Annotated in this window: 21 protein-coding genes and 2 pseudogenes; 9 read left to right on the top strand and 14 right to left on the bottom strand. The window is 62.1% G+C overall.

All coding sequences use genetic code 11. The features are described 5' to 3' along the window. Positions 1-241: 241 nt before the first annotated feature. The 3 genes from J3R84_RS08345 to J3R84_RS08335 form a co-directional block, all read right to left on the bottom strand. Positions 242-964, bottom strand: a complete 723-nt coding sequence (locus J3R84_RS08345; RefSeq protein ID WP_025427266.1) for a DNA alkylation repair protein — start codon at positions 962-964, stop codon at positions 242-244. Continuing rightward, positions 961-1,830 (bottom strand): NAD(P)-dependent oxidoreductase, encoded by an 870-nt coding sequence (locus tag J3R84_RS08340; RefSeq protein ID WP_203528618.1) that lies wholly within the window; start codon positions 1,828-1,830, stop codon positions 961-963. Before J3R84_RS08340 ends, J3R84_RS08345 begins: the two co-directional genes overlap by 4 nt. A gap of 111 nt (positions 1,831-1,941) precedes the next feature. Beyond that, entirely contained in the window at positions 1,942-2,769 is an 828-nt protein-coding gene (locus J3R84_RS08335; RefSeq protein WP_057208705.1) for a class I SAM-dependent methyltransferase, read from the bottom strand. A 182-nt stretch (positions 2,770-2,951) separates the two neighbouring features. Between J3R84_RS08335 and J3R84_RS08330 the strand changes: the two genes are divergently transcribed. After that, positions 2,952-3,677 carry a DUF2270 domain-containing protein gene (locus J3R84_RS08330; protein WP_025427263.1) on the top strand — a complete coding sequence of 242 codons (726 nt, stop codon included), beginning with the start codon at positions 2,952-2,954 and terminating at the stop codon, positions 3,675-3,677. 153 nt (positions 3,678-3,830) lie between these two features. On the opposite strand, the gene J3R84_RS08325 is transcribed toward J3R84_RS08330, so the two are convergent. The 4 genes from J3R84_RS08325 to J3R84_RS08310 form a co-directional block, all read right to left on the bottom strand. Beyond that, positions 3,831-4,097 carry an usg protein gene (locus J3R84_RS08325; protein WP_025427262.1) on the bottom strand — a complete coding sequence of 89 codons (267 nt, stop codon included), beginning with the start codon at positions 4,095-4,097 and terminating at the stop codon, positions 3,831-3,833. Between the two features lie 176 nt (positions 4,098-4,273). Continuing rightward, positions 4,274-5,104 (bottom strand): ABC transporter permease, encoded by an 831-nt coding sequence (locus J3R84_RS08320; RefSeq protein ID WP_025427261.1) that lies wholly within the window; start codon positions 5,102-5,104, stop codon positions 4,274-4,276. After that, a complete protein-coding gene (locus J3R84_RS08315) occupies positions 5,101-5,904 on the bottom strand; it encodes an ABC transporter permease (protein WP_025427260.1) in 804 nt (267 codons plus the stop codon). Before J3R84_RS08315 ends, J3R84_RS08320 begins: the two co-directional genes overlap by 4 nt. A gap of 169 nt (positions 5,905-6,073) precedes the next feature. Further along, positions 6,074-6,856 carry an ABC transporter substrate-binding protein gene (locus J3R84_RS08310; protein WP_057208703.1) on the bottom strand — a complete coding sequence of 261 codons (783 nt, stop codon included), beginning with the start codon at positions 6,854-6,856 and terminating at the stop codon, positions 6,074-6,076. A gap of 415 nt (positions 6,857-7,271) precedes the next feature. Between J3R84_RS08310 and J3R84_RS08305 the strand changes: the two genes are divergently transcribed. Both J3R84_RS08305 and J3R84_RS08300 read left to right on the top strand, forming a co-directional pair. Further along, positions 7,272-9,620, top strand: a complete 2,349-nt coding sequence (locus J3R84_RS08305; RefSeq protein ID WP_025427258.1) for an OmpA family protein — start codon at positions 7,272-7,274, stop codon at positions 9,618-9,620. Positions 9,621-9,720: 100 nt separating this feature from the next. Next, on the top strand, positions 9,721-10,464 hold the full coding sequence (locus tag J3R84_RS08300; protein WP_025427257.1) for a polysaccharide deacetylase family protein: 744 nt from the start codon (positions 9,721-9,723) through the stop codon (positions 10,462-10,464). Positions 10,465-10,539: 75 nt separating this feature from the next. On the opposite strand, the gene mobB is transcribed toward J3R84_RS08300, so the two are convergent. Genes mobB through J3R84_RS08285 form a run of 3 tightly spaced genes read right to left on the bottom strand, consistent with a single transcriptional unit; the run spans position 10,540 to position 12,654 of the window. Beyond that, a complete protein-coding gene (gene mobB, locus J3R84_RS08295) occupies positions 10,540-11,067 on the bottom strand; it encodes a molybdopterin-guanine dinucleotide biosynthesis protein B (protein WP_025427256.1) in 528 nt (175 codons plus the stop codon). Further along, positions 11,064-11,729 (bottom strand): molybdenum cofactor guanylyltransferase MobA, encoded by a 666-nt coding sequence (gene mobA / locus J3R84_RS08290; RefSeq protein WP_203529157.1) that lies wholly within the window; start codon positions 11,727-11,729, stop codon positions 11,064-11,066. The genes mobB and mobA overlap by 4 nt, the downstream gene beginning before the upstream one ends. A gap of 16 nt (positions 11,730-11,745) precedes the next feature. After that, complete coding sequence (locus tag J3R84_RS08285; protein ID WP_025427254.1) at positions 11,746-12,654, bottom strand: DMT family transporter; 909 nt, start codon at positions 12,652-12,654, stop codon at positions 11,746-11,748. A 455-nt stretch (positions 12,655-13,109) separates the two neighbouring features. Here J3R84_RS08285 and J3R84_RS08280 point away from each other — a divergent pair. Next, a pseudogene (locus tag J3R84_RS08280) lies at positions 13,110-15,606 on the top strand (methyl-accepting chemotaxis protein). 266 nt (positions 15,607-15,872) lie between these two features. On the opposite strand, the gene moaA reads toward J3R84_RS08280, so the two are convergent. Then, positions 15,873-16,922: a GTP 3',8-cyclase MoaA gene (moaA, locus tag J3R84_RS08275; RefSeq protein WP_025427252.1), complete on the bottom strand. Its 1,050-nt coding sequence runs from the start codon at positions 16,920-16,922 to the stop codon at positions 15,873-15,875. Between the two features lie 148 nt (positions 16,923-17,070). Between moaA and J3R84_RS08270 the strand changes: the two genes are divergently transcribed. Continuing rightward, on the top strand, positions 17,071-17,445 hold the full coding sequence (locus tag J3R84_RS08270; RefSeq protein WP_025427251.1) for a gamma-butyrobetaine hydroxylase family protein: 375 nt from the start codon (positions 17,071-17,073) through the stop codon (positions 17,443-17,445). Between the two features lie 54 nt (positions 17,446-17,499). Further along, a pseudogene (locus J3R84_RS08265) lies at positions 17,500-19,289 on the top strand (monovalent cation:proton antiporter-2 (CPA2) family protein). Between the two features lie 26 nt (positions 19,290-19,315). On the opposite strand, the gene J3R84_RS08260 reads toward J3R84_RS08265, so the two are convergent. Further along, complete coding sequence (locus tag J3R84_RS08260) at positions 19,316-19,801, bottom strand: MarR family winged helix-turn-helix transcriptional regulator (protein ID WP_025427249.1); 486 nt, start codon at positions 19,799-19,801, stop codon at positions 19,316-19,318. A gap of 47 nt (positions 19,802-19,848) precedes the next feature. On the opposite strand from J3R84_RS08260, the gene J3R84_RS08255 reads away from it, so the two are divergent. From J3R84_RS08255 to J3R84_RS08245, 3 genes are all read left to right on the top strand, one after another. Continuing rightward, on the top strand, positions 19,849-20,757 hold the full coding sequence (locus J3R84_RS08255) for an alpha/beta fold hydrolase (RefSeq protein ID WP_025427248.1): 909 nt from the start codon (positions 19,849-19,851) through the stop codon (positions 20,755-20,757). 212 nt (positions 20,758-20,969) lie between these two features. Next, on the top strand, positions 20,970-21,578 hold the full coding sequence (locus J3R84_RS08250) for a pyridoxamine 5'-phosphate oxidase family protein (RefSeq protein WP_025427247.1): 609 nt from the start codon (positions 20,970-20,972) through the stop codon (positions 21,576-21,578). Positions 21,579-21,642: 64 nt separating this feature from the next. Then, on the top strand, positions 21,643-22,449 hold the full coding sequence (locus tag J3R84_RS08245; protein ID WP_038576151.1) for a M15 family metallopeptidase: 807 nt from the start codon (positions 21,643-21,645) through the stop codon (positions 22,447-22,449). A gap of 33 nt (positions 22,450-22,482) precedes the next feature. Here J3R84_RS08245 and J3R84_RS08240 read toward each other — a convergent pair whose 3' ends face one another. Further along, entirely contained in the window at positions 22,483-23,127 is a 645-nt protein-coding gene (locus tag J3R84_RS08240) for a L,D-transpeptidase (protein ID WP_025427245.1), read from the bottom strand. 175 nt (positions 23,128-23,302) lie between these two features. Beyond that, entirely contained in the window at positions 23,303-24,373 is a 1,071-nt protein-coding gene (locus J3R84_RS08235; RefSeq protein ID WP_025427244.1) for a GGDEF domain-containing protein, read from the bottom strand. Between the last annotated feature and the right edge of the window lie 137 nt (positions 24,374-24,510).

Below are 24,510 nucleotides of genomic sequence, written 5' to 3'. Positions count from 1 at the left end.
ACGTCGCGGACGTCAGTTCCCCAGCAACCACGTCCGAAACGATCGGACCAAGACAATAGCCCGAGACAGAAGTCCCTTTGCCTCCGTTTAAGACCATGCTGAGGAAGGCCTTGGGAGGTTAGGCGAAGGTCACGCCAAGGGAAGGATGGCGTTGCCGTTTTGATTCGTCAAGCTCTTGAGAAGACCCGGATCGTTCGGTTTGCGCCCGACAAAGCAGCCGTCTTGTGTTGGGCGATCCGATCTAGGATTGAGCGCGATCCGTGCTGGCGCCGACGACACCGAGCCTCGCCAATACCTTGTCGCTGCTCAGTTCACGCAGGGCGTCCTTGCCGATCCACCTTGCTGTGCGATCGGTGCTGCCTGCGAGTTTTTGGGCAAGTGCCAGTGCAGGACCATGACAGGCGGCGTTGCGCTTCCCGATCTGGCGCAGCGCCCAGTTGACCGCCTTCTTGACGAAGTTGCGTTCATCTTTGGCGTGGCGCTCGATCAGCGGCAGCCAGGCAAGAAGGCTTGCATCCGGCTCCTTCTTCAGATGCACCGCGGCGGTCGCGATCATCGCGAATGCGATGCGGCGAACGAATTCTCGGGTGTCCGCCGCGAACTCCGGGATCAGGACCTGTTCGAAGCGCGCAGCCACGAAGACGTCGGCGATGGTGTCGACGACCTCCCAGGAATTGCAATCATCGGCCCAGAGCCTTGCATCATCGAGCGTCAACGTCTTCGGGTCGGCGGTGAAGGCGGCGAGAATACGTGCCTCGCGGATGCCGGACTGCCATAGTTCGAGCGCGCGGGCATGGTTGACCTTCACCAGCCGCGTGATCCGGTGGAGCTCGACATTCGAGAGCCCAAGCGCCGTCTCGGTGACGATGCCGAACCGTGCCATGCCGGCGAGGTTCTCCTGCGAACGCAGCGTCCGCAAGTGCTCGATGATGTCGCCGGCGCCCGAGGTCGGCGAAAGGCTCATTTTTCCAGCCGAGCGAGCAGCGAAGACGTATCCCAGCGGTTTCCGCCCATGGCCTGCACGTCGCCATAAAACTGGTCGACGAGGGCGGTCACCGGCAGCTTGGCGCCGTTGCGGCGCGCTTCCGTCAGCACGATGTCGAGATCCTTGCGCATCCAGTCGACGGCAAAGCCGAAATCATATTTGCCGGCATTCATCGTCTTGTGGCGGTTTTCCATCTGCCAGGAGCCTGCAGCGCCCTTGGAGATGACGTCGATGACTTTCTCGATGTCGAGACCGGCCTTCTTGCCGAAGTGAATGCCTTCGGCGAGGCCCTGGACGAGACCGGCAATGCAGATCTGGTTGATCATCTTGGTGATCTGGCCGGCGCCGGCCGGTCCCATCAAGCCGACCATGCGGGCAAAGGCGTCGATCACCGGCTTGGCGCGCTCGAAGGCAGGCTCGTCACCGCCGCACATCACCGTCAGCGCGCCGTTCTCGGCGCCGGCCTGACCGCCGGACACGGGCGCATCGACGAAATGGGCGCCACGGGCCTGGGCCGCCTCGTAAAGTTCACGGGCGACTTCGGCCGAGGCCGTGGTGTTATCAATGAAGATGGCGTCAGCCGCCAGCGTTTCGAAGGCGCCGTCCTTGCCTGTGGTGACCGAGCGCAGGTCGTCGTCGTTGCCGACGCAGGCGAAGACGAAATCGGCGCCATCGGCCGCTTCCGCCGGCGTCTTGACTGCACGTCCGCCGACCTCGGCGGCCCACTTCTCGGCCTTGGCGAAGGTGCGGTTATAGACCGTCAGTTCGTGTCCGCCACGTACCCTAAGGTGGCCGGCCATGGGGTAACCCATCACGCCGAGACCGATGAATGCGACCTTTGCCATTTCCAAAACACTCCCGATTGCTCTGGGTGAGGTTTAGCCGATGGCGCGGGTGCGCGAAAGGGGCGAGGGAACAGGCGGACGCCTGTTCCCTCGCAAGCTTTTGTTTTCTGCTTAAGGTTTGAAGCGGGCGATCACGAGGTGGCCGGCGATCGGCTCGCCTTCTTCCATGCGTACGGTGATGTCGCCGACTTCGATCACTTCGAAACCGGTCGCCGTCAGGCGTTCGCGCAGATAGGTCTCGGCATGGGCAAAGCGCTGGTGCGCGCCGACCATGAAGGGGCGACCGGCGAAGATCTCGGCCGGCAACGTTTCGCTCGAAAAGATGAACAGGCCGCCGGGTACGAGATTGTCGACGGCGCCGAAGAACAATGCCTCGAGCGCGCCCATATAGGGCAGAACGTCGGTTGCGACGATCAGGTCGAAGGGTTCGTCGTCGTTGTCGTCGAGAAAGTCCACCGCTTCGGCGACGTAGAGGGTGTCGTAGAGCTCCTTCTCGTGGGCGATCTCAACCATGTTTTCGGAGAGGTCGATGCCGGTGATGTCTTCGGCCATGTCGCGCAGGGCGCCGCCGGTCAGGCCCGTGCCACAGCCAAGGTCGAGCACGCGGTTGAAAGGACCGAGTTCGAGCGCCTGCAGGCGCTGGCGCACGAGCAGCGGCACGCAGTAGCCAAGCTGCTCGACAAGCACGTTGTCGAACACGTCGGCATGCTGATCGAAGAGCGTCGCGACATAGGCGTCCGGCGCCTTCACCGGTGTTTCGCCGCGCCCCATCGAGGCGAGCCGCACGGATGCGCCGCCGTGATCCTCGGGATCGAGCGCCAGCACTTCGGCATAGGCATCGGCGGCGGCATCGAAGTTGCCGGATTTTTCCAGGGTGAGGGCGCGGTTGTAGGCTTCCGCCAGCGCTTCCTCGTCGATTTTCGTGGTGTTCTGGGTCATGCGCGCTTCTTACGTCCGAAGGCCGCTTTTGGCAATGCGCCGCAAGATGCAGCCCGCCGAGATCCTTGGGTCTCCGGGGCGCCGAAAATGCAAAAAACGACGGCCGGCGGCGAGCACGGGATTTATCCGGAGGGGGAAAGGGTTCATGATCGCAACAACAAGAAAAGACGGAGGAAATGCCGATGGCTGCCGAACTCAGTCCGCTGCTTGTGGGCACGGAAATCAAGGAGCCGAAGGGCCCGCCACTGCCCCAGACCTCGCAGGAGCAGATCAATGCCGTCGTGCATTATTATCGCGGCGAATTGGGGCGGATGGCCGGCTGGCGGGATCGCATCGACCGCACGTCCAACTGGGCGATTACCGTGGTCGCCGCCCTGCTGTCGGTATCGTTGTCGACGCCCAACTCCCATCACGGCGTGCTGCTGTTCGCGATGCTGCTGATCACGTTACTGCTTCTGATCGAGGCTCGCCGCTATCGCTTCTTCGACGTCTACCGCGCCCGCGTGCGCCAGCTCGAGCGCGGGTATTTCGCGCAGATCCTGGCGCCGGACGGCACTGCCAACCTTAACTGGGCCGCGTCGATTGCCAAGAGCCTGCGCAAACCGGCGTTCCTGATGAGCTACCGCGAGGCGTTGTGCCGCCGGCTGCAGCGCAACTACTGCTGGATGTACCTGATCCTGCTGCTCGCCTGGGCCCTCAAGATCTCGTCGCCGAAACTGTCGACCAATGGCGAGCCCTTCGGGCACGTGCGCTCCTGGATCGATGTCACGGAGAATGCAGCGCTAGGCCCTTTGCCCGGCTGGCCCGTCATCATGGTGGTGGTGCTGTTCTACGCAGTGGTGCTTTACGGCTCGCTGCACAAGGAACCGGGCGAGGGCGAGCTTGCCCATGGCGAGGTCCATGTCTGACGCGGCATAGGCGCCAAGGATTGTTGCATTTGTGGCCGACGGCGGTGCGTCGTTCTCTACAGCACCGCGCGTCAAGTGTGACGGGCCGGGCGCGCAGCAACCTGGCTGCATGATTTTGCGCTCAATAGAAACCTGATGCAGCGGAGGGCGGGTTCAGTGCAGGATGAACTCGCCGTTGAGTGCCCGCCATTCGGTGGCCGAGATCAGCTTGCGGTGGACGTAGCGTACCGAATGCAACGGGCCATCCAGCTTTTCCTGCCAGAACTTCAGGAAGCTGCGCATCTCCGGGAAATCCGGGGCGATGTCGTAGTGCTGCCAGATGTAGGTCTGCAGGAATGTCGGATGATCCGGCATGCGGTAGAGGATCTGGGCCGTGGTCACGCCGTAGCCCTTCAGCTGCAGTTCCATTTCGTTCGTCATATGAACCTCACTTCTCGCAAAGGTTGGTCTTTATGATGAAACGCTTGATTTATTAATCAAGTTCTAATATTTGCTTCAATAAGAAAGTTTAGGCGTAATAACAATAGCTTGGCAGCACTCCATGCAGAGTGCTGCCACGCTATTTCATTTCAACTCGGTCTTGGCGAGATAACGCTTTAGCGCTTCAGATGCCGGGTCAGGCGGTTTTCGAGCCAGGCCCAGATATTGCGCAGCACTTCCACCATCAGGAGATAGAGGATCGCCGCCCAGACATACATCTGGTAGTCGAAGGTGCGCGAAAAGGCGCGGCGCGTTTCACCCATCAGGTCGAACACGGTGACGATCGCGACGATGGCCGAACCCTTGATCATCAGGATGATCTCGTTGCCGTAGGGGCGCAGCGCCACGATCATCGCCTGCGGCAGGATGATCTTGTAGAAAGCGATGCGCTCCGGCAGCCCGAGGGCGGCTGCACCTTCGCGCTGACCGCGCGGCACGCTCTCGATCGAGCCGCGCAGGATTTCCGCCTGGTAGGCGGCGGTGTTCAGCGTGAAGGTAAAGAGGGCGCAGTTCCAGGCCTCGCGGAAGAACCACCAGAGGCCGACGGATTCGAGCTGCGGGCGGAAACTGCCGAGGCCGTAGTAGATCAGGAAGAGCTGGGCGATCAGCGGCGTGCCGCGGAAGAAGTAGACGTAGCCATAGGCAAGCCAAGACCAGATCTTGTTCTTCGACATGCGGCCGAGCGCGACCGGCAGCGACAGGAGGGCGCCGAGCACCACCGAGCAGGCGACCAGCATCAAGGTGACGCCAAGACCCGACAGGAAGCTCGGACCGTATTTGGCGAATTTCGCCGGATCCCAGCCGTTGACGACAGTCAGGAAGACGCCGACGCCGAGGGCGAGCCAGATGCCGAGCGTTACGCTGCCGACGAAGCGCGCCAGGGTGTAAGGCTTGGGCGGCGCCGGTGGCGGCGCTTGCGGCGGGATCATCGTTTCGACGAAGCTCATCGACCCATCTCCGCGCGTTTGGTCCAGCGTTCAAGGTTCGAGAATATGATCGACGAAACCATGGCCAGCACCAAGAAGAGAATGCAGGCCATGCCGAAGAACTCGAAGGCCTGCTTGGTGACGCGGGCGGCAATGCCGGTCTGGCGCAGGATGTCGGGCAGACCGACGACCGAGACCAGAGCCGTATCCTTGAGCAGCGCCATCCAGAGATTGCCGAGGCCCGGCAAGGCGATGCGCACGAGCTGCGGCAGGATGATCAGCCGCATGGTGCGGCCGCGATGGAGCCCGAGTGCCGCACCCGCCTCGTACTGGCCATGCGGGATCGCCTTGAAGGCCGACAGCAGAACCTCGGAGCAATAGGCCGAGAAGACCACGCCAAGCGCGATCATGCCGGCAAAGAAGGCGTTGATCTCGACCGGCCCTTCGTAGCCGAACGATGCCAGAAGCTGCTGCACCAGAATCTGCAGGCCGTAGTAGACGATGAACAGCGTCAACAGTTCCGGCAGACCGCGGAAGATGGTGGTGTAGATGTTCGATGCCAGGCGGACCGTGCGCTCTTCTGACTGTTTGCCGAGTGCAACGAAGAAGCCGATCAGAAGGCCGACCGGCAAGGTCGCGATGGCAAGGCTTGCGGTGACAACGAAGCCGTAGGCGATCTCGTCGCCCCAGCCGGCGTCGCCGCAGGCAAGGAGCGTACCGGGTGCCAGCCAGCGAAAGACGCCGACAGGGCCGCACAATGGATCCACGATGGAGCCGATCCAGGCTAGGATCGAGTAGAAGCCGGTAAACAACCCGCTCATGTCAGAGAATTCCCCTTTGCGCTGTTCTTATGGATATGGATCGCGCTTATGTTTTAGTTTCTTGTCAAACAAAAACGGCGGAAGGGCAAGCCATCCGCCGTTGCATTTTTTTCATCAACCAACGTTTTTCCGGCATGATTCACTAGGAAAACAGGCCGGAAGCCGTCGATCAGCTGCCATAAACGTCGAACGGGAAGTACTTTTCGTTGATTTCCTTGTACTTGCCGTTGGCGCGGATGGCTTCGATCGCCTTGTTGAACTTCTCGCGCAGCGCGTCATCGCCCTTGCGCACCGCGATGCCGGCGCCTTCGCCGTTGATGACAGGATCAACCGGCAGCGTGCCGAGCAGCTTGCAGCATGCGCCGTCAGCCGACTTCAGCCACTCGGAAAGAACGACGACGTCGTCGATCACCGCGTCGATGCGGCCGTTGACGATGTCGAGCTTGTACTCTTCAGCGGTCGGATAGAGCTTGATGTCCGCTTCCTTCATATGCGCTTCGGCATAGTTGGAGTGGGTGGTCGAGCCCTGAGCACCAAGCGACTTGCCGGCAAGTGCTGCCTCGGTTGCTTCGGTGATCGGCGAATCCTTCGGCACCACGATCGCCGGCGGCGTGTTGTAGTACTTGTTGGTGAAGTCGACCTTTTCCTTGCGCTCGGCAGTGATCGACATGGAGGCGATGATTGCATCGAACTTCTTGGCGATTAGTGCCGGAATGATGCCGTCCCAGTCCTGCGTCACGAACGTGCATTCGACCTTCATCTCGACGCAGAGGGCCTTGGCGATGTCGACGTCGAAGCCGGTCAGCGTGCCGTCTGATTCGAGATTGTTGAAGGGCGGGTAGGCGCCTTCCGTGCCGATAACGACCTTTTCGCCATCTGCCATGGCAGAGCCAGCCATGAGCACGAAAACGGCAGCCGATGCGGCGGCTGCCAGCCGTCTGGAAATACGCATGATAGTCCTCTCTGTTGGCCGACATCCGGTTTCTTGTTCTTCACGGATGCCTATCTTGACCGGGGCGCTTGCCACCGGTTGAGGCGATATTCGTACTGTTTTCCCGCAAAAATCAACTGGAAAGCGACAACGCTCGCCGGGAAAAGAATTTCGACCGGAGATTGCACTGGCCATGATCCAAGCGAACATGAACGGTGCGTTCAGGGGCGGTTAATCTTGCTTTGGTTAGCCCTATTACGGGAACCGATCTGAGGTGCGGGCGTTGGGTTGGCGGCTCGTTTGGCCGGCAACACAAAAAAGCCGGAAGCTTGGATCAAGGCCCTTGAGAATTCACGCCTACCCCCTGTTGCCGAACTGGCTGTCCGGTGGGTAACAGTGGCAGGTAAGGGACCTCCCAGGACGAGGAAGGAAGACTATGTCGATTCGATCCAGACTATTCGCAACCGTGGCGCTACCGGTGCTCTCGGTGTCGCTTGCGGTGCAACCAGCCCTTGCCGACAGCCTGATGAAGCCGTTCGAAGTGGCGCAGGAAGGAAGCGGGCAGCCATCGGAAGAAGAGCTTCTGCTGCAGCAGCGCCAGGCGGAAGAGCAGCAGCGCGCAGCGGAAGAACAACAGCGGGCCGCTGAGGAGCAGCAGCGTGCGGCGGAAGCCGAAGCGCAGCGCCAGCAACAGGAACAGCAGGCCGCCGAACAGCAGAAGGCCGCCGAAGAGGAGGCTGCCCGCCAGGCGGCCGAGCAGCAGCGCGCTGCCGAGGAAGAGGCCGCACGCCAGGCCGCCGAGCAGGAGAAGGCTGCCGAAGCGCAGCGAGCTGCGGAAGAGGAAGCCGCGCGGAAACAGCAGGAACAGCAAGCGGCTGAGCAGCAGAAGGCGGCTGAAGAAGAAGCCGCACGCCAGGCCGCCGAGCAGGAAAAGGCTGCCGAAGCCCAGAAGGCTGCCGAAGAGGAGGCGGCCCGTCAGGCGGCAGAACAACAGAAGGCCGCCGAACAGCAGAAGGCGGCCGAAGACGAAGCTGCGCGCCAGGCTGCCGAACAGGAAAAGGCCGCCGAAGCCCAGAAGGCCGCCGACGAGCAGAAGGCTGCCGAAGGCGAAGCCCAGCAGAAGGCCGCGGACGAGCAGAAGGCTGCGGACGAAGCCGCCCGCCAGGCGGCCGAGCAGCAGAAGGCCGCCGAGGAAGAAGCCAAGCGCCAGGCCGATGAAGCCAAGAAGGCCCAGCAGGGCGAGTGCGTCGTGCCGGAAGGCCAGGATGCATCCACCGCTTGCCCGCCGGCTGGTGGCGAAGCGACGACCGGTCAGCCGCCGGCGACCGAAGGCCAGAACGCCGGTGAACAGCCGCCTGCAACCGACGGGCAGAATGCCGGCGAAGCCGTAGCACCCGCCGTCGAGCCTCAAACCGAGCCGCAGACAGGCGAGGGACAGCCGGCTCCGGGCACCGAGCAGCCGGCGACGGCTGAGCAGCAGCCTCAGGTCCAGCCAGTACCGGAGGTGGTCGACACCCGCACCGAGGAAGAAAAGCAGAAGATCGCCGAAGATCCCGCGGCGTCAGACGAAACTGTCGTTCTGCCGGTTGAAAACGGCGCTGCCGTTCTCGACAGCGACAAGGACGCCGACAATGCCGGCGGCAACAAGTCGCGCGAAGACCGACAGAAGCAGCGCGAAGAACTGCGTGCGCAGGAAGAAGCCGCTCCGGCGCCGACCGATGACGCCTCTTCGCAGGCGCAGATACCGGCAGAGATTCAGGCTGACTTGCCTCAGAAGATCGAAGCGAACCTGAACGAGAAGGGCACGCGCGTCGAGGAAGTGCCGGTATTCGCCGTTCCCGAGACGACCAACATCGTCAACAACACCATTGTCAACAACACGGTGATCAACAACAACACGACCGTCAACAACGTGACGAACAACGTCACCAATGTGGAGGTGGTGCAGGAGATTGACAACCGCGTCATCCTCGGCGTTGGCGACCAGATCTTCGTTCGCGGCGACGATCGTCCACGCCTTCGCCGCGATGCGGAAGAGACCTTCTACGACGAGCTGCCGCGTGGCCGCACCCGCGAAACCATCGTTCGTCCCGGCGGCTACCGGATCGTCACGGTCTACAACCGCTATGGCGACATCCTGCAGCGCTCGCGTGTCGACCGTGATGGCAACGAGTACCTGATGATCTACGCGCCTGAGCGCGACGAAGGTCCGCGTCCGGCGATCATCGACGTCGGCTACGAGCTGCCGCCGATGCGCCTGCGCATCCCGGTTCGCGAATACATCGCCGATGTTTCCGAAGATCCGGACCGTGACTACTACGACTTCCTGGCCGAACCGCCGGTGGAGCGCGTAGAGCGCGTCTATACGATCGACGAAGTGCGGCACTCCGCGCGTCTGCGCGACAAGGTTCGCCGCATCGACCTCGACACCATCACCTTCCCGACGGGCAGTGCCGAAGTGTCGATGTCGCAGGCAAAGACCATGCGCAGCGTTGCCGCCGCCATGGAGAAGGTGCTGGCCAAGGATCCGGGTGAAACCTTCTTCATCGAAGGTCATACCGACGCTGTCGGCTCCGACCGCTCGAACCTGGTGCTTTCCGACCAGCGCGCCGAATCGGTCGCCTCGCTTCTGACCGAGGTCTACGGCATTCCTGCCGAAAACCTGGTGACGCAGGGCTATGGCGAGCGCTTCCTCAAGGTTCGCACCGAGGTCGCCGAGCAGCAGAACCGCCGCGTTACCATTCGCCGCGTGACGCCGCTGGTTCGCCCGGTCGCCCAGCGCTGATCAAAGCGCGGGCACAGTCGCCCGCGCAAATCTTCGGAAACCCGCCCGTCACAGGGCGGGTTTCTGCCGTTTCCATTCTTCTTCTTCATTCCGGATTGCCATGAAAACCGCTGCTCTTCTCATTGCCTCCCTTGCCCTGTTTGCCCAGTCCGCCACTGCGGCGCCGGCACTCGTCGAACCGGACCTGCGGCTTCCGAGCAATCCTTTGGGCAGGGACCAACCTCCGCGCGTGGCGTTGACGCTTGACGCCTGCAGCGGCGCAACCGACATGCGCATCCTCGGAACCCTGATCGAGAACCGCATTCCGGCGACGATCTTTGTGACGGCGCGCTGGTTGAAGCGCAACGGGCTGGTGGTCGAGATGATGAAGGCGCACCCGGACCTGTTCGAGATCGAGGATCATGGCGCCATGCATGTGCCGCCGATCGACATCAAGGTCTCTGTCTATGGGTTGGCTGCGGCAGGCTCGAGCGCTGCCGTTGCGGCCGAGGTCGACGGTGGCGCGGCCGCAATCAAGGCGCATGGCCTTGCCGCACCACGCTGGTTCCGCGGCGCGACGGCGAAATACACCCACACCTCGATGAGCCAGATCCGCGAAATGGGCTACCGCATCGCCGGCTATTCCGTAAATGGCGACGGCGGGTCGCTGCTCGGGGCGGCCATGGCAGAGAAGCGCATCCGCAACGCCCGGGACGGCGACGTCATCATCGCCCATATCAACCAGCCGACGCACGCCGCCGGCGCCGGCGTCGCTCGCGGTATTCTCGACTTAAAGGCAAAAGGCTACAGCTTCGTCCGCCTCAACGATATTCCCGATGAAATGACAGTCGGCGCCACCAACTGACTCTGTTCGACCGCGTGTCGTGACTTCGCGCGGGTAAGCCCTGCGTTTCGCTTGCTCAGCAATGACATGACGGCGTTAACGAGCGCCGCTGTTGCTTTGCAAGCCGGTCACGCGCTCGACAAAATCGGCAATCGTATTCGTGTCGTCGAGATCGAACACGGGCAGATCCGTGTCCGTAACCGGGTGATCGGCGGCAATGGCGCAGATATGCGGATCGGTCGGAGCCAGAGGTTCGCGGTTGGCCGATTCCAGCCGACGGGACTCGATCTTCGGGATCGGCTCGCGCTTGTAGCCTTCGACCAGAACCAGATCGCACGGGGCGAGCCGGGCGATGATTTCCTCGAAACTCGGTTCCGGCCCGCCGCGCAGTTCATGCATGATCGCGAAGCGCGTGCCTGACACGATCGTGACTTCGTGGGCGCCTGCCTCCCGGTGGCGGTAGCTGTCGGCGCCCACCTTGTCGATGTCGAAGTCATGATGAGCGTGCTTGACGGTCGAGACGACGAAGCCGCGCCGTGTCAGTTCGCTGACAAGCCGGACCATAAGCCCGGTCTTGCCGGAATTCTTCCAGCCGGCGATGCCGAAGATTTTCGTCGCAGTCATGCGCTGTTCTCCCCGAGAATGCGAAGCCATTCCTCTGCCCGCAGCAGATCGTCTGGTGTGTTGACGTTGAAGAAGGGGTCGAACAATCCACTGGCTGTGGTGGTCATCGGAAAATCGACCGTGACCGATGGATGGCGCTCGATGAAGGCGCGCACGCGGCGTTTTGGGTCGGTTGTGATCCAGTGTTCTAGGTCATCGGCGAGCGCGACCGGCCATAGGGCAAAAAGCGGATGCAGGGCGTCATCGGATAACGCAACGGCAATCTGCTCGCGCTGCGTCATCGCATCGGTCAGGCGTTGGGCGAGGTCGTGCGGGAAGAAGGGCGTATCGGTGGGCACGACGAGGACATGCGTTGCTGCCGGCGTGATGGCGGCCGTGTGGCGCATGGCGGTCAATACACCGGCGAGTGGGCCAAGAAAGCCGGGCACGGTATCGGCGATGACAGGATGCCCCACGATCGTCTTCTGCTCGGCTGCGCCGTTGAGGTTGATGGCGATGCTTGCGACCTGTGGCCGGAGCCTGTCGATAATCCGCGATAGCATCGTCTTTCCGCCGAGGCTCAATCCGGACTTCGCATGACCCATCCGGCGTGAAAGCCCGCCGGCAAGGATCACGGCCGGCCACGGTGGGTGTCTCGCATCTGGTGTCTTGACTGTTGGCATCGGGCTTTCGTTGTTCCTATTCGAGCGGTCCGGTCAGCGAGCTTTGGGCTATCGGCTTCTTGCCGCGCCGGCTCTCGCGATAGAAGGTGTAGAGGCCGGAACCGATGATCACGGCAACACCAAGCAGCATCCATGCATCCGGCTTCTCCGAGAAGAAGAAAATGCCGATCGTGATCGCAAACAGCAGGCTGGTGTAGCGAAAGGGCGCGATAACGGAGATATCGCCACCGCGCATGGCAAGCACGATCGTCTGGTATCCGACCATCAGAAGCAGGCTTGCGGCAGCGATGTGGGTCAGCGTGGTCGAGGACATCGACTGCCATCCGCCAAGCGGTACGATCATTGCGGCACCGACCAGGGTCGTCACGAGCGCCGTCGTCACCGTGATGTAGAGCGAGGGGATGTCGTGGTCGATGCGGCGGGTGCAAAGATCGCGCGTGGCTGTGCAGAAGACACAGGCAACGACCGTGAGTGCGGCCGGTGTAAAACCTTCCGGCCCCGGGCGAAGGACGATCAGCACGCCGATGAAGCCGACGAAGATGGCGGTCCAGCGCCGCCAGCCGACCGGCTCGCCGAGGAATACGGCGGCGCCGAGCGTCACGGCCAGCGGCAGCGCCTGCATGATCGCGGATGCATTGGCGAGCGGAATCTGTCCGAGCGCCGAGATGTAGGTGATGGACGCCAGCGCCTCCATGATGATGCGCAGGATGATGACCGGCTTCATCATGGTGCGAAGCGGACGAAATGCCCGGAAATGCCGGGCGATGACGATCACCATCAAGGTGGTCAGCAGCCCGCGCACGAACAGGATTTGGCCGACATTCATCGCCCCGGTCACCGATTTCACCAAGGCGTCGTTGCAGGAGAAGGCGACCATCGCCAGGCACATGAAGACGATGCCGCGGAAATTGCTGGAGGATTGCATGCGGGCTGTCCTGCGGCGCCGGATCGGGCGGAAACCTGACGGCGGATGGGAAGGCGAATCCGTTGCCGGATCTCGCATACCGTTTAAGCATCGGCCGCCATTTTGTGCAAACACCAACCCGCCGACGGCGGATTTTTCTTCCAGCGCAAGTAGAATTTTCGGGCAATGGCGAGATCAACCCGGACGAAGACTGTCCGCCGTGCAGAAAATGCGTTCTCCCGAACCGGTTTCTATTCGCGGAATCTTAAGTTTCACTGCCTATCGTCATCGATGATTCCGCTTCCAATCGCATGACGCGATCGGTGGATGGCGTGCGCCGGAACCTTGGCGGCGCGTCATTCCAGAGATGTCGGTCGGGGCCTGGGAGGTGCTTCCGCCGATATTTCACCCGTGCTTCCAGCAAGAAGAAGCCACCGCGCGGACATGTCTCACATAAGAATAATCTGGGGTCCGCAATGTCTTTCATCGATCGTCTATTACAGCGACTGCGAATCGTCACGAAGGTTCTGCTCTTCGTGGTTCCTCTGGTGGCTCTGATCGCGGGTATCGGCCTCATCGGCTTCTTCACGGCGCGAACGCTGAACGGCCACATGACCGTGACGCGCGAAACCATCAACAATCTCTCGGATTTCCAGGCGCTGCGCAGCGCGCTCCAGAGTTTTGCCGATGCGCCGAGCGAAGAAACGCGAGGGGCGCTCAGCGCCCAGATCGACGAACAGGAAAGCGGCGTCCGTTCGCTTGACGGCTTACTGACGCGCGAGGCTGACAAGTCAGAGATCGCCTCCGTGCTGTCGCTCGGTGAAGCCATGCGCGCCCAGACCGAAAAGCTCTGGTCGATCAAGGTCGAACAGGATCAGGTGACGGCTTCGCTCGAGGCGGCGCTGACAGACATGACGACGCAGGGCAACAGCGCCTACAAACAGATCGACATCATCCGCAAGGAATCGGGTGAGAAGGAAGCGTTTGCCAAGGCGCTGCTGTTCGATGCCGCCGCCTATCAGGGGATCGCCGAGCGGATCAAGAAATTCCGCCTACCGGTGACGATGGCGGCGAACGCCGACGCCAAGATCGATCAGGCGGGCAAGTTGCTGCCGCACCTCATCAAGCAGATCGAGGACGCCGAGACGATCGCTTCCGAAAAGGTTCAAAAGCCGATTGCCGAGCTGAAGGATTTGGCGCTGAAGGTCCAGGCGATCCTTGCCGGCGCTGAAGACAGCGAGACCAAGAAGAACGCGTTGGTGCCGATCCTCAGCAAGTTCTCGAAATACGAGGCCGACTTCGCCAAGGAAGCGGCCAAGAACTCCGACACAGCCGCCAAGCGTTTCGTCGGCATGGACAGCGAGATCTCGCAGTTGAAGACGCTGATCGCGCTGATGGGCGATACCTTCAAGGGGCTAGACAGCACGCGGCTGCATATCAGCGAGCTACACCGCAAGCTCGACGCGGAAGGCCGCGATCTGGTGCTGGCCGATATTCAGGCCGTTCGTGACAGCGCGGCGAAACTGTCGGAGCTTGGTGGCAAGAATGCCGCGCTGCGTGACCTGCCGGCCAAGCTCAAGCCGTCGCTCGACAACATCGACAAGGGCACGGCCGCGCTGATCGACGTCGGCGGGCGCTGGCAGGAAGCCAAGACCGCGGCCTCGACACTGGTTGCCGGTGCGAGTGCGACGCTGGAAAGCTTCGTCAGCAGCGCCCAGGAAGCCGGCAAGGTCGACAGCCAGCGTTCGGCTGACATGTCGATCGTGGCGATGGTGGCCGGAACGCTGCTTGCAATCGTCGGCGGCCTGATGCTGGTCGAGACCCTGCGCGGCCCGTTGAAGCGCGTGACCGAGACGATGACCCGGCTTGCCAACGGCGATCTCGACGTGGCGATCGAAGGCCGCAACCGCGGCGACGAGATCGGCGACATGGTGCGTTCTGTAGCGGTGTTCCGCGACAACGCGGTCGAAAACGTCCGGTTGGGACGCGAGGCGGAGGCCGCCCGTACGTTATCGGCGGAAGACGAAGCCCGCCGCGCCGAAGAGCGTGCCAGGATCGAGGCCGAACAGATGCAGGCGCTTAACGCGCTTTCTGACGTGCTGGCGGAGCTTGCCGCCGGCAATCTCGAAGAAGGCATGGCGGAAGACCTGCCGGCCGACTACGTGATCATGGCGCGCACCTACAACAACGCTGTCGAGGCACTGCGCGCCACGCTCAGCGATGTGCGTACTGGCGCGGCGGACGGAGCAGCAGGCGGCCGCGCTCGAGGAAAGCTCGCGCGCCTTGCGCCAGCTGACAGAGATCGTTCGCTCGACGGCCGAAAGCGCCCGCAAGACCACTGTCTCGGTCGACGAGACCAATTCCTACGCCAAGCATTCTGGCCAGGTCGTCGCCAAGGCGATCGACGCCATGGCGGAGATCAACCGCTCGTCCGAGAAGATCAGCACGATCATCAGCGTCGTCGACGAGATCGCCTTCCAGACCAACCTTCTGGCGCTCAATGCCGGCGTCGAGGCGGCGCGGGCGGGCGAGGCGGGTCGCGGCTTTGCCGTGGTCGCGCAGGAGGTACGGGAGCTCGCCCAGCGTTGTGCTGGTGCTGCGCGTGAGATTAAGGGGTTGATTTCCGACAGTTCGGCGCAGGTCAGAAGCGGCGTGGCGCTGGTGAAGGAAACCGGCGACGCGCTTGCAGTGATCAACGACCACATCGGCACCATCCATCAGCTCGTCAGCAACATCGAGGCCGCCGCCGCCGACCAATATACGGGGCTCAACGAGGTCAACTCGGCGGTGCACGAGGTCGAGCTGCTCACCCAGCAGAATGCGGCCATGGTGGAGGAAAACACCGCCGAGATCCACGGCCTGCGCCGGCAGGTCGAGGCGCTCAACGAAAAGATCGAGCGTTTCAAGACCGGTACCTCGACGGTCGCGAGCCAGGCCTATGGCCGTGGCTATGGATCGAACTACGCGGCTTGAGCGAGCCGGCGGGCGGCATCTGCCGGCTGCCCCTCACCCTAATCCTCTCCCCGCAGACGGGGAGAGGGCACGTGCCACGCGACAGGTTTTCGACTGCTTCGGCTCGTTTACGGCGCCATTCCCAACATGTCGATCGCGCATCCTTGCCCGACTCACTTCGTAGCGGTTGACCTTTGTCCGGCCCGCCGCGCAGGCTCAAGGCTCAAGGGAGGCGAGAGCGCTGCCACGCGTGCTCTTCTCCCCGCTGGCGGGGAGAAGAGGGCGGATCAGCCGCCGGTGACGCTCATGTGGCGGGCAACGGCCGGGCGGTTGTGCTCACGATCGATGATGAAGTCGTGGCCCTTCGGCTTGCGGCCGATTGCCTCGTCGATCACCTGGCCGAGATACACGTCGTCGTCCGAGGCCCGCAGTGCTGTGCGCAGGTCGGCGGCGTCATTCTGGCCGAGGCACATGTAAAGCGTGCCGGTGCAGGTCAGCCGGACGCGATTGCAGCTTTCGCAGAAATTATGGGTCATCGGCGTGATGAGGCCGAGCCGGCCGCCGGTTTCGGCGACCTCGACATAACGGGCCGGTCCGCCGGTCTTGTAGGCGATGTCGGACAGCGTGAACTGCTGCTCAAGCTGCCGGCGCATTTCCGACAGCGGCATGTAGTGATCGGTGCGATCTTCCTCGATCTCGCCCATCGGCATGGTTTCGATCAATGTCAGGTCCATGTCGCGACCGTGCGCCCAGCGCATCAGGTCGGGGATCTCGGCGTCGTTGAAGCCTTTCAGCGCAACGGCATTGATCTTGACCTTGATGCCGGCGGCTTGGGCCGCGTCGATGCCTTCGATGACCTTGCCGAGATCGCCCCAGCGGGTGATCTGGTGGAATTTCGCGGGATCGAGCGTGTCGAGCGAGACGTTGATGCGGCGCACGCCGCAATCGGCCAGTTCCGCGGCGTGTTTCGCAAGTTGCGAACCGTTGGTCGTCAGCGTCAGCTCATCAAGGCGCCCGGCCTCGATCTCGCGGCCGAGTTCGCGCACCAGAAACATGATGTTCTTGCGTACCAGCGGTTCGCCGCCGGTCAACCGCAGCTTGCGCACACCCTTGGCGATAAAGGCGGAACAGAGCCGGTGAAGTTCTTCCAGCGTCAGAAGATCCTTCTTCGGCAGGAAGGTCATGTGTTCCGCCATGCAATAGGTGCAGCGGAAATCGCAACGATCGGTAACGGACACGCGCAGATAGGTGATCGCCCGGCCGAACGGATCGATCATCGGGGCGGTTCTGTCCTCAAGCGGCCTTGCGCCGGCTTTCACTATCGCTGCTGTGTTCAAATGTCTTTCTCCCAGCCCCTTCAATGTCGCCAGCAAACGTGGTCGCGTCAAGGCGCATCCTGTCGCAAAGTGTTGATTGGAAAAGCCGGGTAATTCTCCACGGGCGATTCTTCAGTTAAGCGTGAGCTTGAAAACAGGAGCAGACATCATGAGCGAAATCTGGCCGACGGAACTGCGTGTATCGAAAGATCGCCACCGCCTCGTCGTCGCCTTCAATGACGGCGCAACCTTCGACCTTTCGGCGGAGATGATGCGGGTGCTTTCGCCGTCTGCCGAGGTGCAGGGGCATGGACCGGGTCAGCGGGTGACCGTGCCGGGCAAGCGCAACGTCCAGATCATCTCGGTGCAGCCGACCGGAAACTACGCCGTGCGGATCGGCTTCGACGATTTTCACGATACCGGCATCTTTACCTGGACCTATCTCCGCGAGCTGGGCGAGAAGGGCGAGGAGCTTTTTGCGGCTTACGAGCAGGAACTCGCCGACAAGGGCATGTCGCGCGACAAGACCGAAAAGCCACGCTGAACCATCTGAAAAGGAGAGGGTCTATTGGCCGAAGCATCTGATGCGAATGACCTGATGCAGGTGGTCGTGCTGTTGACCGCCGGTGTCGTTGCCGTGCCGCTGTTCAAGCGCATCGGGCTCGGGTCGGTGCTCGGCTATCTCATTGCTGGATTGGTGATCGGCCCGTTCGGCCTGCGCTTCTTCACCGAGCCGCAGGCGATCCTCCATGTGGCCGAACTCGGCGTCGTGATGTTCCTGTTCATCATCGGGCTGGAAATGCAGCCGTCGAAGCTCTGGAGCATGCGCAAGGATATCTTTGGCCTTGGCGCGGCACAGGTGCTCGCCTGCATTGCCGGCCTGACCGGTGTCGGGTTAGAGCTCGGCTTTGCGCCCATTCCCTCCTTCATCGCCGGCACCGGCTTCGTGCTGACCTCGACGGCGATCGTCATGCAGATGCTGCAGGAGCGAAACGAGATTTCGACGCTGAAGGGCCAGCGCATGATCGCGATCCTCCTGTTCGAGGATCTGGCAATCGTGCCGCTGCTGGTGCTCGTGACCCTGCTTGGCAGCAGCGGGGCTGCGAGCGAGCCGTCGGAGCGCTGGATGGCGATCGGCATTGCTTTTGCAGCGCTTGTGGCGCTGGTGATCGCCGGTCGTTACCTGTTGAACCCGCTGTTCCGGCTGTTGGCAGCCGCGGGCGCACGCGAGGTGATGACCGCAGCGGCGCTGCTTGTGGTCCTCGGTTCGGCGCTGGCGATGCAGCAGAGCGGCCTGTCGATGGCGATGGGTGCCTTCCTTGCCGGCGTGCTGCTTTCTGAGTCTGCATTCCGCCACCAGCTCGAAGCCGATATCGAGCCGTTTCGCGGCATCCTGCTCGGCCTGTTCTTCCTTGGTGCCGGCATGGCGATCGACCTGTCGGTGATCGCCGCCAACTGGCAGGTCGTTGTGATTTCCGTGCTCGCCTATATGGCGCTGAAGGGCGTGCTGATCTATGCGGTCGCGCGGCTGCTGCGTGCCTGCCACAGCGAAAGTCTGGAGCGGGCGGTGCTGATGGCGCAGGGCGGCGAATTCGCCTTCGTGCTCTATGCCGCCGCCGTCTCGGCCGGCATCATCGATGCCGAAGCCAATGCGACGCTAACGGCGACGATCATCCTGTCGATGATGCTGACCCCGATCGCAATCTTCATCCATGGCCGTCTCGCCAAACCCGAGCCGCCGAAGACTGACGATCTGGAAGTGCCTGAGAATGTCGAAGGCACGGTGCTGATGATCGGCTTCGGCCGTTTCGGCCAGATCGTCAGCCAGCCGTTGCTGGCGCGCGGTTACAAGCTCTCGCTGATCGACAAGGATGCGGACTTCGTGCGCGACGCTTCGAACTTCGGCTTCCGGTCTTTTACGGCGATGGATCCCGCAGCGATATCCTGCACGCGGCAGGCGCAGCCACCGCAAGGGCAATCCTCATCTGCGTCGACGACAAGGCGGCGGCGATCAAGATCGCCCACACCGCCAAGGAGGAGTTTCCGCTGGTGCCCGTGCTGGCGCGCGCGTTCGACCGCGGTCATGCCATCGACCTCCTGCACGCCGGGGTGGACTTCGAGATCCGCGAGACGTTCGAATCGGCGCTCGCTTTTGGCACTGAAGTGCTGAATGTTCTGGGCGAGGATGCTGAAACAGCTGCGGATGTGATCGAAGAGTTCCGCGACCTCGACAAGGAGCGCTTTGCGCTCGAAACCATCGGCGGCATCTATGCCGGGCGACAGCTGATCCGAGGCAACGCGCAGCCGTCCGACATTATCGCCTCGCGAACCGCGCGCGAGCGGGCGGAAGCGGAAGCCCGCGAGGCACAGGAAGGCTCAGCCAGCTAAAGACTGGCTCGTGCCCGGTCCGGCAGTCAGGCGAGTTCGTTCTCGTCCCTGAGCAGAACGGCGATGAGCCGCTCCATGGATTGTGCCACGACCATGCAGTCCTCGAGCGGTGCGCCCTCCATCGACTTTTCGATGAGGCCGGTCTGAACCTCCATGGCCTCTTCCGTCAGCGTGCGCCCGGTGGGTGTCAGCGACAGCCGAAGCACGCGCTTGTCCTTGTCGTCGCCGCGGCGCTCGATCAGCCCGCGTTTTTCCAGCTGCGGCAGCAGCATGCTCATGTTGGACCGCCCCACCAGCAGCTTGCGGGCAAGCTCCTGCTGCGAGATCCCGTCAAAGCGATAGAGGTTGATCAGGATGTCGAGATGAGGCGGCTTGATGTCGAGATGCGCGAGCGAGCGCGTCATCGTCTGCTGCATCAACTGACAGGCGCGCGCGACTGCAATCCAGCTACGAAAACGCGGGTGGTCCCAGGGGAAATGATGCTGTTCGTTCATCACTTGCTTTTTGTTCATCGTTGTACAATAATGTTCAGCATTGAACATATCAAGAGATTCTCACTATGGCATCCTTTGCGATCAAGGTCATCCGCCATGCGCTTGCCGGCGTGTCGGTCATTTCTCCCGAGGCCGCCGGCCGGCTCGCCTTCAAACTGTTCAGTGTTACGCCCGGCCGCAAGCCGAAGAGCGCCAAGGAACGCGCGGCCCTTGCCGCTGCCGTCCCGGTGATCGCCAAGGGCGAGCCGGTGACGCTTTCCTATGCCGGCGGGTGGGTCCTAGCACGGCATTTCGCGAGCCCGCGCAATGCCGCCAACGCCAAGCGCGTGCTGCTGGTTCACGGCTGGGGATCGCGCAGCGATTATCTCGCCACCATGATCGAAGGGCTGGTTGCCAGCGGAGCCGAGGTGGTAACACTTGACTGGCCCGGGCATGGCGCCTCGCCGGGGCGGACGCTGACGATGCCGGCCGCCGTCAGGGCGATCGATGCCGCCTGGCGGCATTTCGGGGGCTTTGACGTCAGCGTCGGCCATTCCTTCGGAGGCGCCAGCCTTGCCTGTGCGGCCGGTGGTCTCGTTTGCGACGTGCCTAGTCATGTCGCAAAAAAGCTTGTCCTGATCGGTGCACCGAGCGAGATGACCTGGCTTTTCAAGGGCTTCGGAAAAGTTCTTCGCCTTTCACCCAAAACCCAGGGCGCCTTCGAAGGCGTCGTCGAACGCCTGTCCGGCCGCCGGCTGGAGGATTTCGATGCGGCCAGGATCCTTGAGGTGCGGGCCGTTCCGACATTGATCATCCATGCGGAAGATGACAAGGAGGTTTCGGCCGACCATGCGCGCCGCTATGCGGCGGCCGGACCCAATGTCGAGCTTCACTGGGCGAATGGCTACGGCCATCGCCGCATCGTATCGGCAAGCCCGGTGATCGACAGGATCAATGCTTTCGTCCATGCCGAGGATCGAAAGGCTGCTGCCTGACCGAAGGCTGGTCGCGCATCCGCGTTCTCGCGTCCGATACGGCTTCGGAAGATTTCGCTGATGCCGTCATATGCCCGTCATGCTATCCGTCGAAAGGATCACTTCGACCGCGGTGTTACCGTCTTTCGCGAGGCGAGCGCCGCTGCTGATATTGAGTTGGCTGCATGAAGCCGGATAACGGTTTGGGCATCATGCATTTGCGGGAGGACGGCATGTCGATCATCACCTCGGTCGAGGAATTGAACGCGCTTTACGGCGGCGTCAGCGAGGCATCGGTGGCAAAGGTCACCAAAGTGCTGACCGCAGAGTACCGGCAGATGATCGAGGCATCTCCCTTTGCCGCACTTGCGACCGTAGGTCCCGAAGGGCTCGACTGTTCTCCGCGCGGCGACGACGAATGCGTTGTCCGGGTCGCCGACGACAAGACGGTTCTGATGCCCGACTGGCGCGGCAACAACCGCGTCGATTCGCTCGCCAACATCGTGCGCGACCCGCGCGTGGCGCTGATGTTCCTGGTGCCTGGATCCAACACCACCATGCGCATCAACGGCACCGCCGTTGTCAGCATCGATCCGGCGCTGACTGACTCCTTCGAGATCGATGGCAGGAACCCGCGCAGCGTCCTCGTCGTCACCATCGGCGAGGTCTATTTCCAGTGCGCCCGCGCCTTGATGCGATCGCAGATCTGGAATCCTGAGCGCTTCATCGATCCCGCGACGCTTCCGACGCCCGGTGCGTTGCTGAAGGCCGCCAAGGCCGATTTCGATCGGGATACCTATGACCGCGAATGGCCGGAGCGCGCAGCCCAGACCATGTGGTAGGCTGAACGGCCGAGCGGGTTTGCGAACGACCGCGGAGCCGACGCAAGCCAGAGATGGAAACGTGATGCGACGTGGATCTATAAGCGCGTGTCTTGGTGCCGCCGTTCTACTTGTCTCGGCCTGTGTCAGCAGAGGCTTGGCGGCCGAGCCGACGCTCAGCGAAAAGCTCGAACTGCTCGCCAGGGCCTATCCGGAGGCGGTCGCCGAGGTCGGCCAAGACACGCTGACCCTGCGCGATGGCGGCCCGGCGCTGCCGATCGATGATGGCAGGCAGAAGAGCCACGCCGAAAAGCTCGCATCCGGCGATATCGAGGACAGTCTTTCGCAGATCTATCCGCTTGGTCCCTGTGCCAAGCCGCCGGGTGTGGATTTCGATCCGGGCCGCATCCGCAGCGAAGCCTTGATGAAACGTCTTTATGGGGGCAGTGCTGCGGGCGTCAGGCGCGATCTTGTCGTGGTTGACTGGTTCGGCGAGCGCCTGAGCGTCACCAGCAGGCACGGTGTGGCCAAGGCGTTGCAGGCGGTCGGGCGCGAGCTTGCCTCACGACCAAAGCTGAAGCGGTATCTCGTGCCCAGTGCCGGGACCTTCAACTGGCGCAACATTGCCGGCGCGCACACGCTCTCGGTGCACAGTTTTGGCGCGGCGATCGATCTCAACACCGGCTTTGCCGACTACTGGCGCTGGGCGGGCGGAGGCAAGAGCGGCGCGGCGCCCTACCGCAACCGCTATCCGCTGGAGATCGTCGAGGTCTTCGAGAAGCATGGTTTCATCTGGGGCGGCCGCTGGTATCATTTCGACACCATGCATTTCGAGTACCGGCCGGAACTGATCGCCATTGCAAGACAGGCGGGTGCCTCCGCCTGTCGATAGGCTGAGTGTGGACGCCTTGCCTTGACTGGTCGGTCAGTCGCGAACGACCACAGTCGTGCCGAGCTGGACATTGGCATAAAGGTGCTCGACATCCTCGTTGGCCATGCGGATGCAGCCTGATGACATCGCCTTGCCGATCGACAGCGGCTGGTTGGTCCCGTGAATGCGGTAGATCGTCGAGCCGAGATACATGGCGCGGGCACCGAGCGGATTGTCGATGCCGCCCTCCATGCTGGCGGGCAGCACCTTGCCCTTCTTGGCTTCACGAACGCGCATGTCCTCGGGCGGCACCCAGGTGGGCCATTCGGCCTTGCGGCTCACGGTGTTGGTTCCGGTCCACAGAAACCCCTTCCGCCCAACGCTGACGGCGTATTTGACTGCGATGCCGCGGCCGACGACGTGGTAGAGGCGACGCTCGGAATTGTCGATGATGATGGTGCCGGGAGCGGCGGTCTCAGGGAAGGCGACGAGTTCTCGCGCGATCGGTGACTGGCTGATGTCGCCGCGCTTGGCCTTATAGCTGGCGCCGCCTTGCGACAGGACCTGAAGCCAACCGGTCTTGGCGGCGTTGCTGTCGAGGGAGGCGACGGTGATCTGACCCTGTGCCTTTTCGCCGGCGATTGCGGCTGATCCTGTCATCAAGACGATCGCGGTGACGGCTGCAAAAATGCGCTTCATGTCGGTTCTCCCCCTCGGATTGTGGGAACCGATCGTGCTTTCCGTAGCCGTTGGTCCCTGTTGCAACTGTTCTAGCGATTGCAATCAGGCCTGGCTGTTTCCAAGGGAACGAGAGTGCTGACATGAAAATGGCGCCCGATGGACGCCATTTTCATGAAGGGTATCTCGGACGTTGCTAACGTCGGTAGATCAGCCAGTTGCGGCCGGATTCCTTGCGCATGCCGTCTTCGAACAGCATCGTCTTGTTGCGGCCGGCATTCTTGGCGGAATAGAGCGCGATATCCGCCTTGTTGTAGAGATCGACGGCATCCTCCGCGGCGGTCGCCATGCAGACGCCGACCGACAGGGTGATCGGGCCATAATTGACGCCGGTCTTGGAATTTCTAAAGGGCGTGCCGGCCAGTACGGTGCGAATGCGATCGGCGACCTGCAGGCATTCTTCCTGGCTGCTGTCTTTGAGTATGACCGCGAACTCCTCTCCGCCGGTGCGGGCGACAAAGGCGTCGCGGCGGACATTGGCGCGGATGACGCTGCCGACCGTCGCCAGGATCTTGTCGCCGACCGGATGGCCGAACGTGTCGTTCACCTTCTTGAAGTGGTCGATATCGGCAACCAGCAGGCCGGTGAAGTTCTTCTCATGATCGTTGTTGTAGACGGCGGCGAGATTGTCGTCGAAGGCACGGCGGTTGGCGAGCCGCGTCAGCGAATCCGTATTGGCGATCCGCTTGTATTCGTCGAGTTCCTGGCGGATGACCTCCATCTCGAAGGACTTCTGCACCACGGTCTGCACGCGCTCCTTGCCCTGGCTCATCGTGTCGGCGGTCGCCTCGGTGAGGATACCGATGGCGTGGCGCAGGATGTCGGCGCTGGACGCGCTCTTGCTCGTTATGTTGACATAGGCTTCGTCGAGAACCTTGTTGTAAGTCTCGAGCGCATATTGCTCGTCCTTCAACAGGTTGACCAGTTCGGTCAGCTTGGCCGCAAGGCTGGTGTGGGCGCGCTCGATACCGGTCGAGCGATGGATATGGCTGAAATATTGTGCGCCGATCGCGTCGAGTTCCTCCTGGGTCGCGCGGCTGCCGAGAGCTGCGAGTTCCTTGGACAATTGCGGATTCGAACCGAGGTAGGCTTCGTAATAAAGCTCGTAATTGCGCGGTATCGGCGACACGCCCATCATGCGCATCGCATGAGTTACTTGTGCTGCGATATCCGGAGCTTGCGTTTTTCCAGAGGTGGCCGTTTGCATTCGCAAACCCCCAATATTACTCATTGCTTACAGGTACTGATTTTTAGGGGCAAATGATTTGCGAAGTCTTAATGATTGCTTCTGCGAATGAAGACAATTCGACTTAACGCAGACAATGCAATATCCCGTCGATCCGG

Origin of the sequence: Ensifer canadensis (assembly GCF_017488845.2) — a bacterium.
GTDB lineage: Bacteria > Pseudomonadota > Alphaproteobacteria > Rhizobiales > Rhizobiaceae > Ensifer > Ensifer canadensis.
This window is presented reverse-complemented; position numbering and strand designations above follow the sequence as displayed.

What these genes read in the sequence shown, in the direction of transcription:
- J3R84_RS08270 (WP_025427251.1), top strand. Translation starts at nt 17,071, where the DNA reads ATGAGCGAAATCTGGCCGACGGAACTGCGTGTATCGAAAGATCGCCAC.
- J3R84_RS08305 (WP_025427258.1), top strand. Translation starts at nt 7,272, where the DNA reads ATGTCGATTCGATCCAGACTATTCGCAACCGTGGCGCTACCGGTGCTC.
- J3R84_RS08340 (WP_203528618.1), bottom strand. Translation starts at nt 1,830, where the DNA reads ATGGCAAAGGTCGCATTCATCGGTCTCGGCGTGATGGGTTACCCCATG.
- J3R84_RS08335 (WP_057208705.1), bottom strand. Translation starts at nt 2,769, where the DNA reads ATGACCCAGAACACCACGAAAATCGACGAGGAAGCGCTGGCGGAAGCC.
- J3R84_RS08345 (WP_025427266.1), bottom strand. Translation starts at nt 964, where the DNA reads ATGAGCCTTTCGCCGACCTCGGGCGCCGGCGACATCATCGAGCACTTG.
- mobB (WP_025427256.1), bottom strand. Translation starts at nt 11,067, where the DNA reads ATGACTGCGACGAAAATCTTCGGCATCGCCGGCTGGAAGAATTCCGGC.
- J3R84_RS08310 (WP_057208703.1), bottom strand. Translation starts at nt 6,856, where the DNA reads ATGCGTATTTCCAGACGGCTGGCAGCCGCCGCATCGGCTGCCGTTTTC.
- J3R84_RS08240 (WP_025427245.1), bottom strand. Translation starts at nt 23,127, where the DNA reads ATGAAGCGCATTTTTGCAGCCGTCACCGCGATCGTCTTGATGACAGGA.
- J3R84_RS08255 (WP_025427248.1), top strand. Translation starts at nt 19,849, where the DNA reads ATGGCATCCTTTGCGATCAAGGTCATCCGCCATGCGCTTGCCGGCGTG.
- mobA (WP_203529157.1), bottom strand. Translation starts at nt 11,729, where the DNA reads ATGCCAACAGTCAAGACACCAGATGCGAGACACCCACCGTGGCCGGCC.
- J3R84_RS08285 (WP_025427254.1), bottom strand. Translation starts at nt 12,654, where the DNA reads ATGCAATCCTCCAGCAATTTCCGCGGCATCGTCTTCATGTGCCTGGCG.
- J3R84_RS08245 (WP_038576151.1), top strand. Translation starts at nt 21,643, where the DNA reads ATGCGACGTGGATCTATAAGCGCGTGTCTTGGTGCCGCCGTTCTACTT.
- J3R84_RS08250 (WP_025427247.1), top strand. Translation starts at nt 20,970, where the DNA reads ATGTCGATCATCACCTCGGTCGAGGAATTGAACGCGCTTTACGGCGGC.
- J3R84_RS08330 (WP_025427263.1), top strand. Translation starts at nt 2,952, where the DNA reads ATGGCTGCCGAACTCAGTCCGCTGCTTGTGGGCACGGAAATCAAGGAG.
- J3R84_RS08235 (WP_025427244.1), bottom strand. Translation starts at nt 24,373, where the DNA reads ATGCAAACGGCCACCTCTGGAAAAACGCAAGCTCCGGATATCGCAGCA.
- J3R84_RS08325 (WP_025427262.1), bottom strand. Translation starts at nt 4,097, where the DNA reads ATGACGAACGAAATGGAACTGCAGCTGAAGGGCTACGGCGTGACCACG.
- J3R84_RS08260 (WP_025427249.1), bottom strand. Translation starts at nt 19,801, where the DNA reads ATGAACAAAAAGCAAGTGATGAACGAACAGCATCATTTCCCCTGGGAC.
- J3R84_RS08315 (WP_025427260.1), bottom strand. Translation starts at nt 5,904, where the DNA reads ATGAGCGGGTTGTTTACCGGCTTCTACTCGATCCTAGCCTGGATCGGC.
- J3R84_RS08300 (WP_025427257.1), top strand. Translation starts at nt 9,721, where the DNA reads ATGAAAACCGCTGCTCTTCTCATTGCCTCCCTTGCCCTGTTTGCCCAG.
- J3R84_RS08320 (WP_025427261.1), bottom strand. Translation starts at nt 5,104, where the DNA reads ATGAGCTTCGTCGAAACGATGATCCCGCCGCAAGCGCCGCCACCGGCG.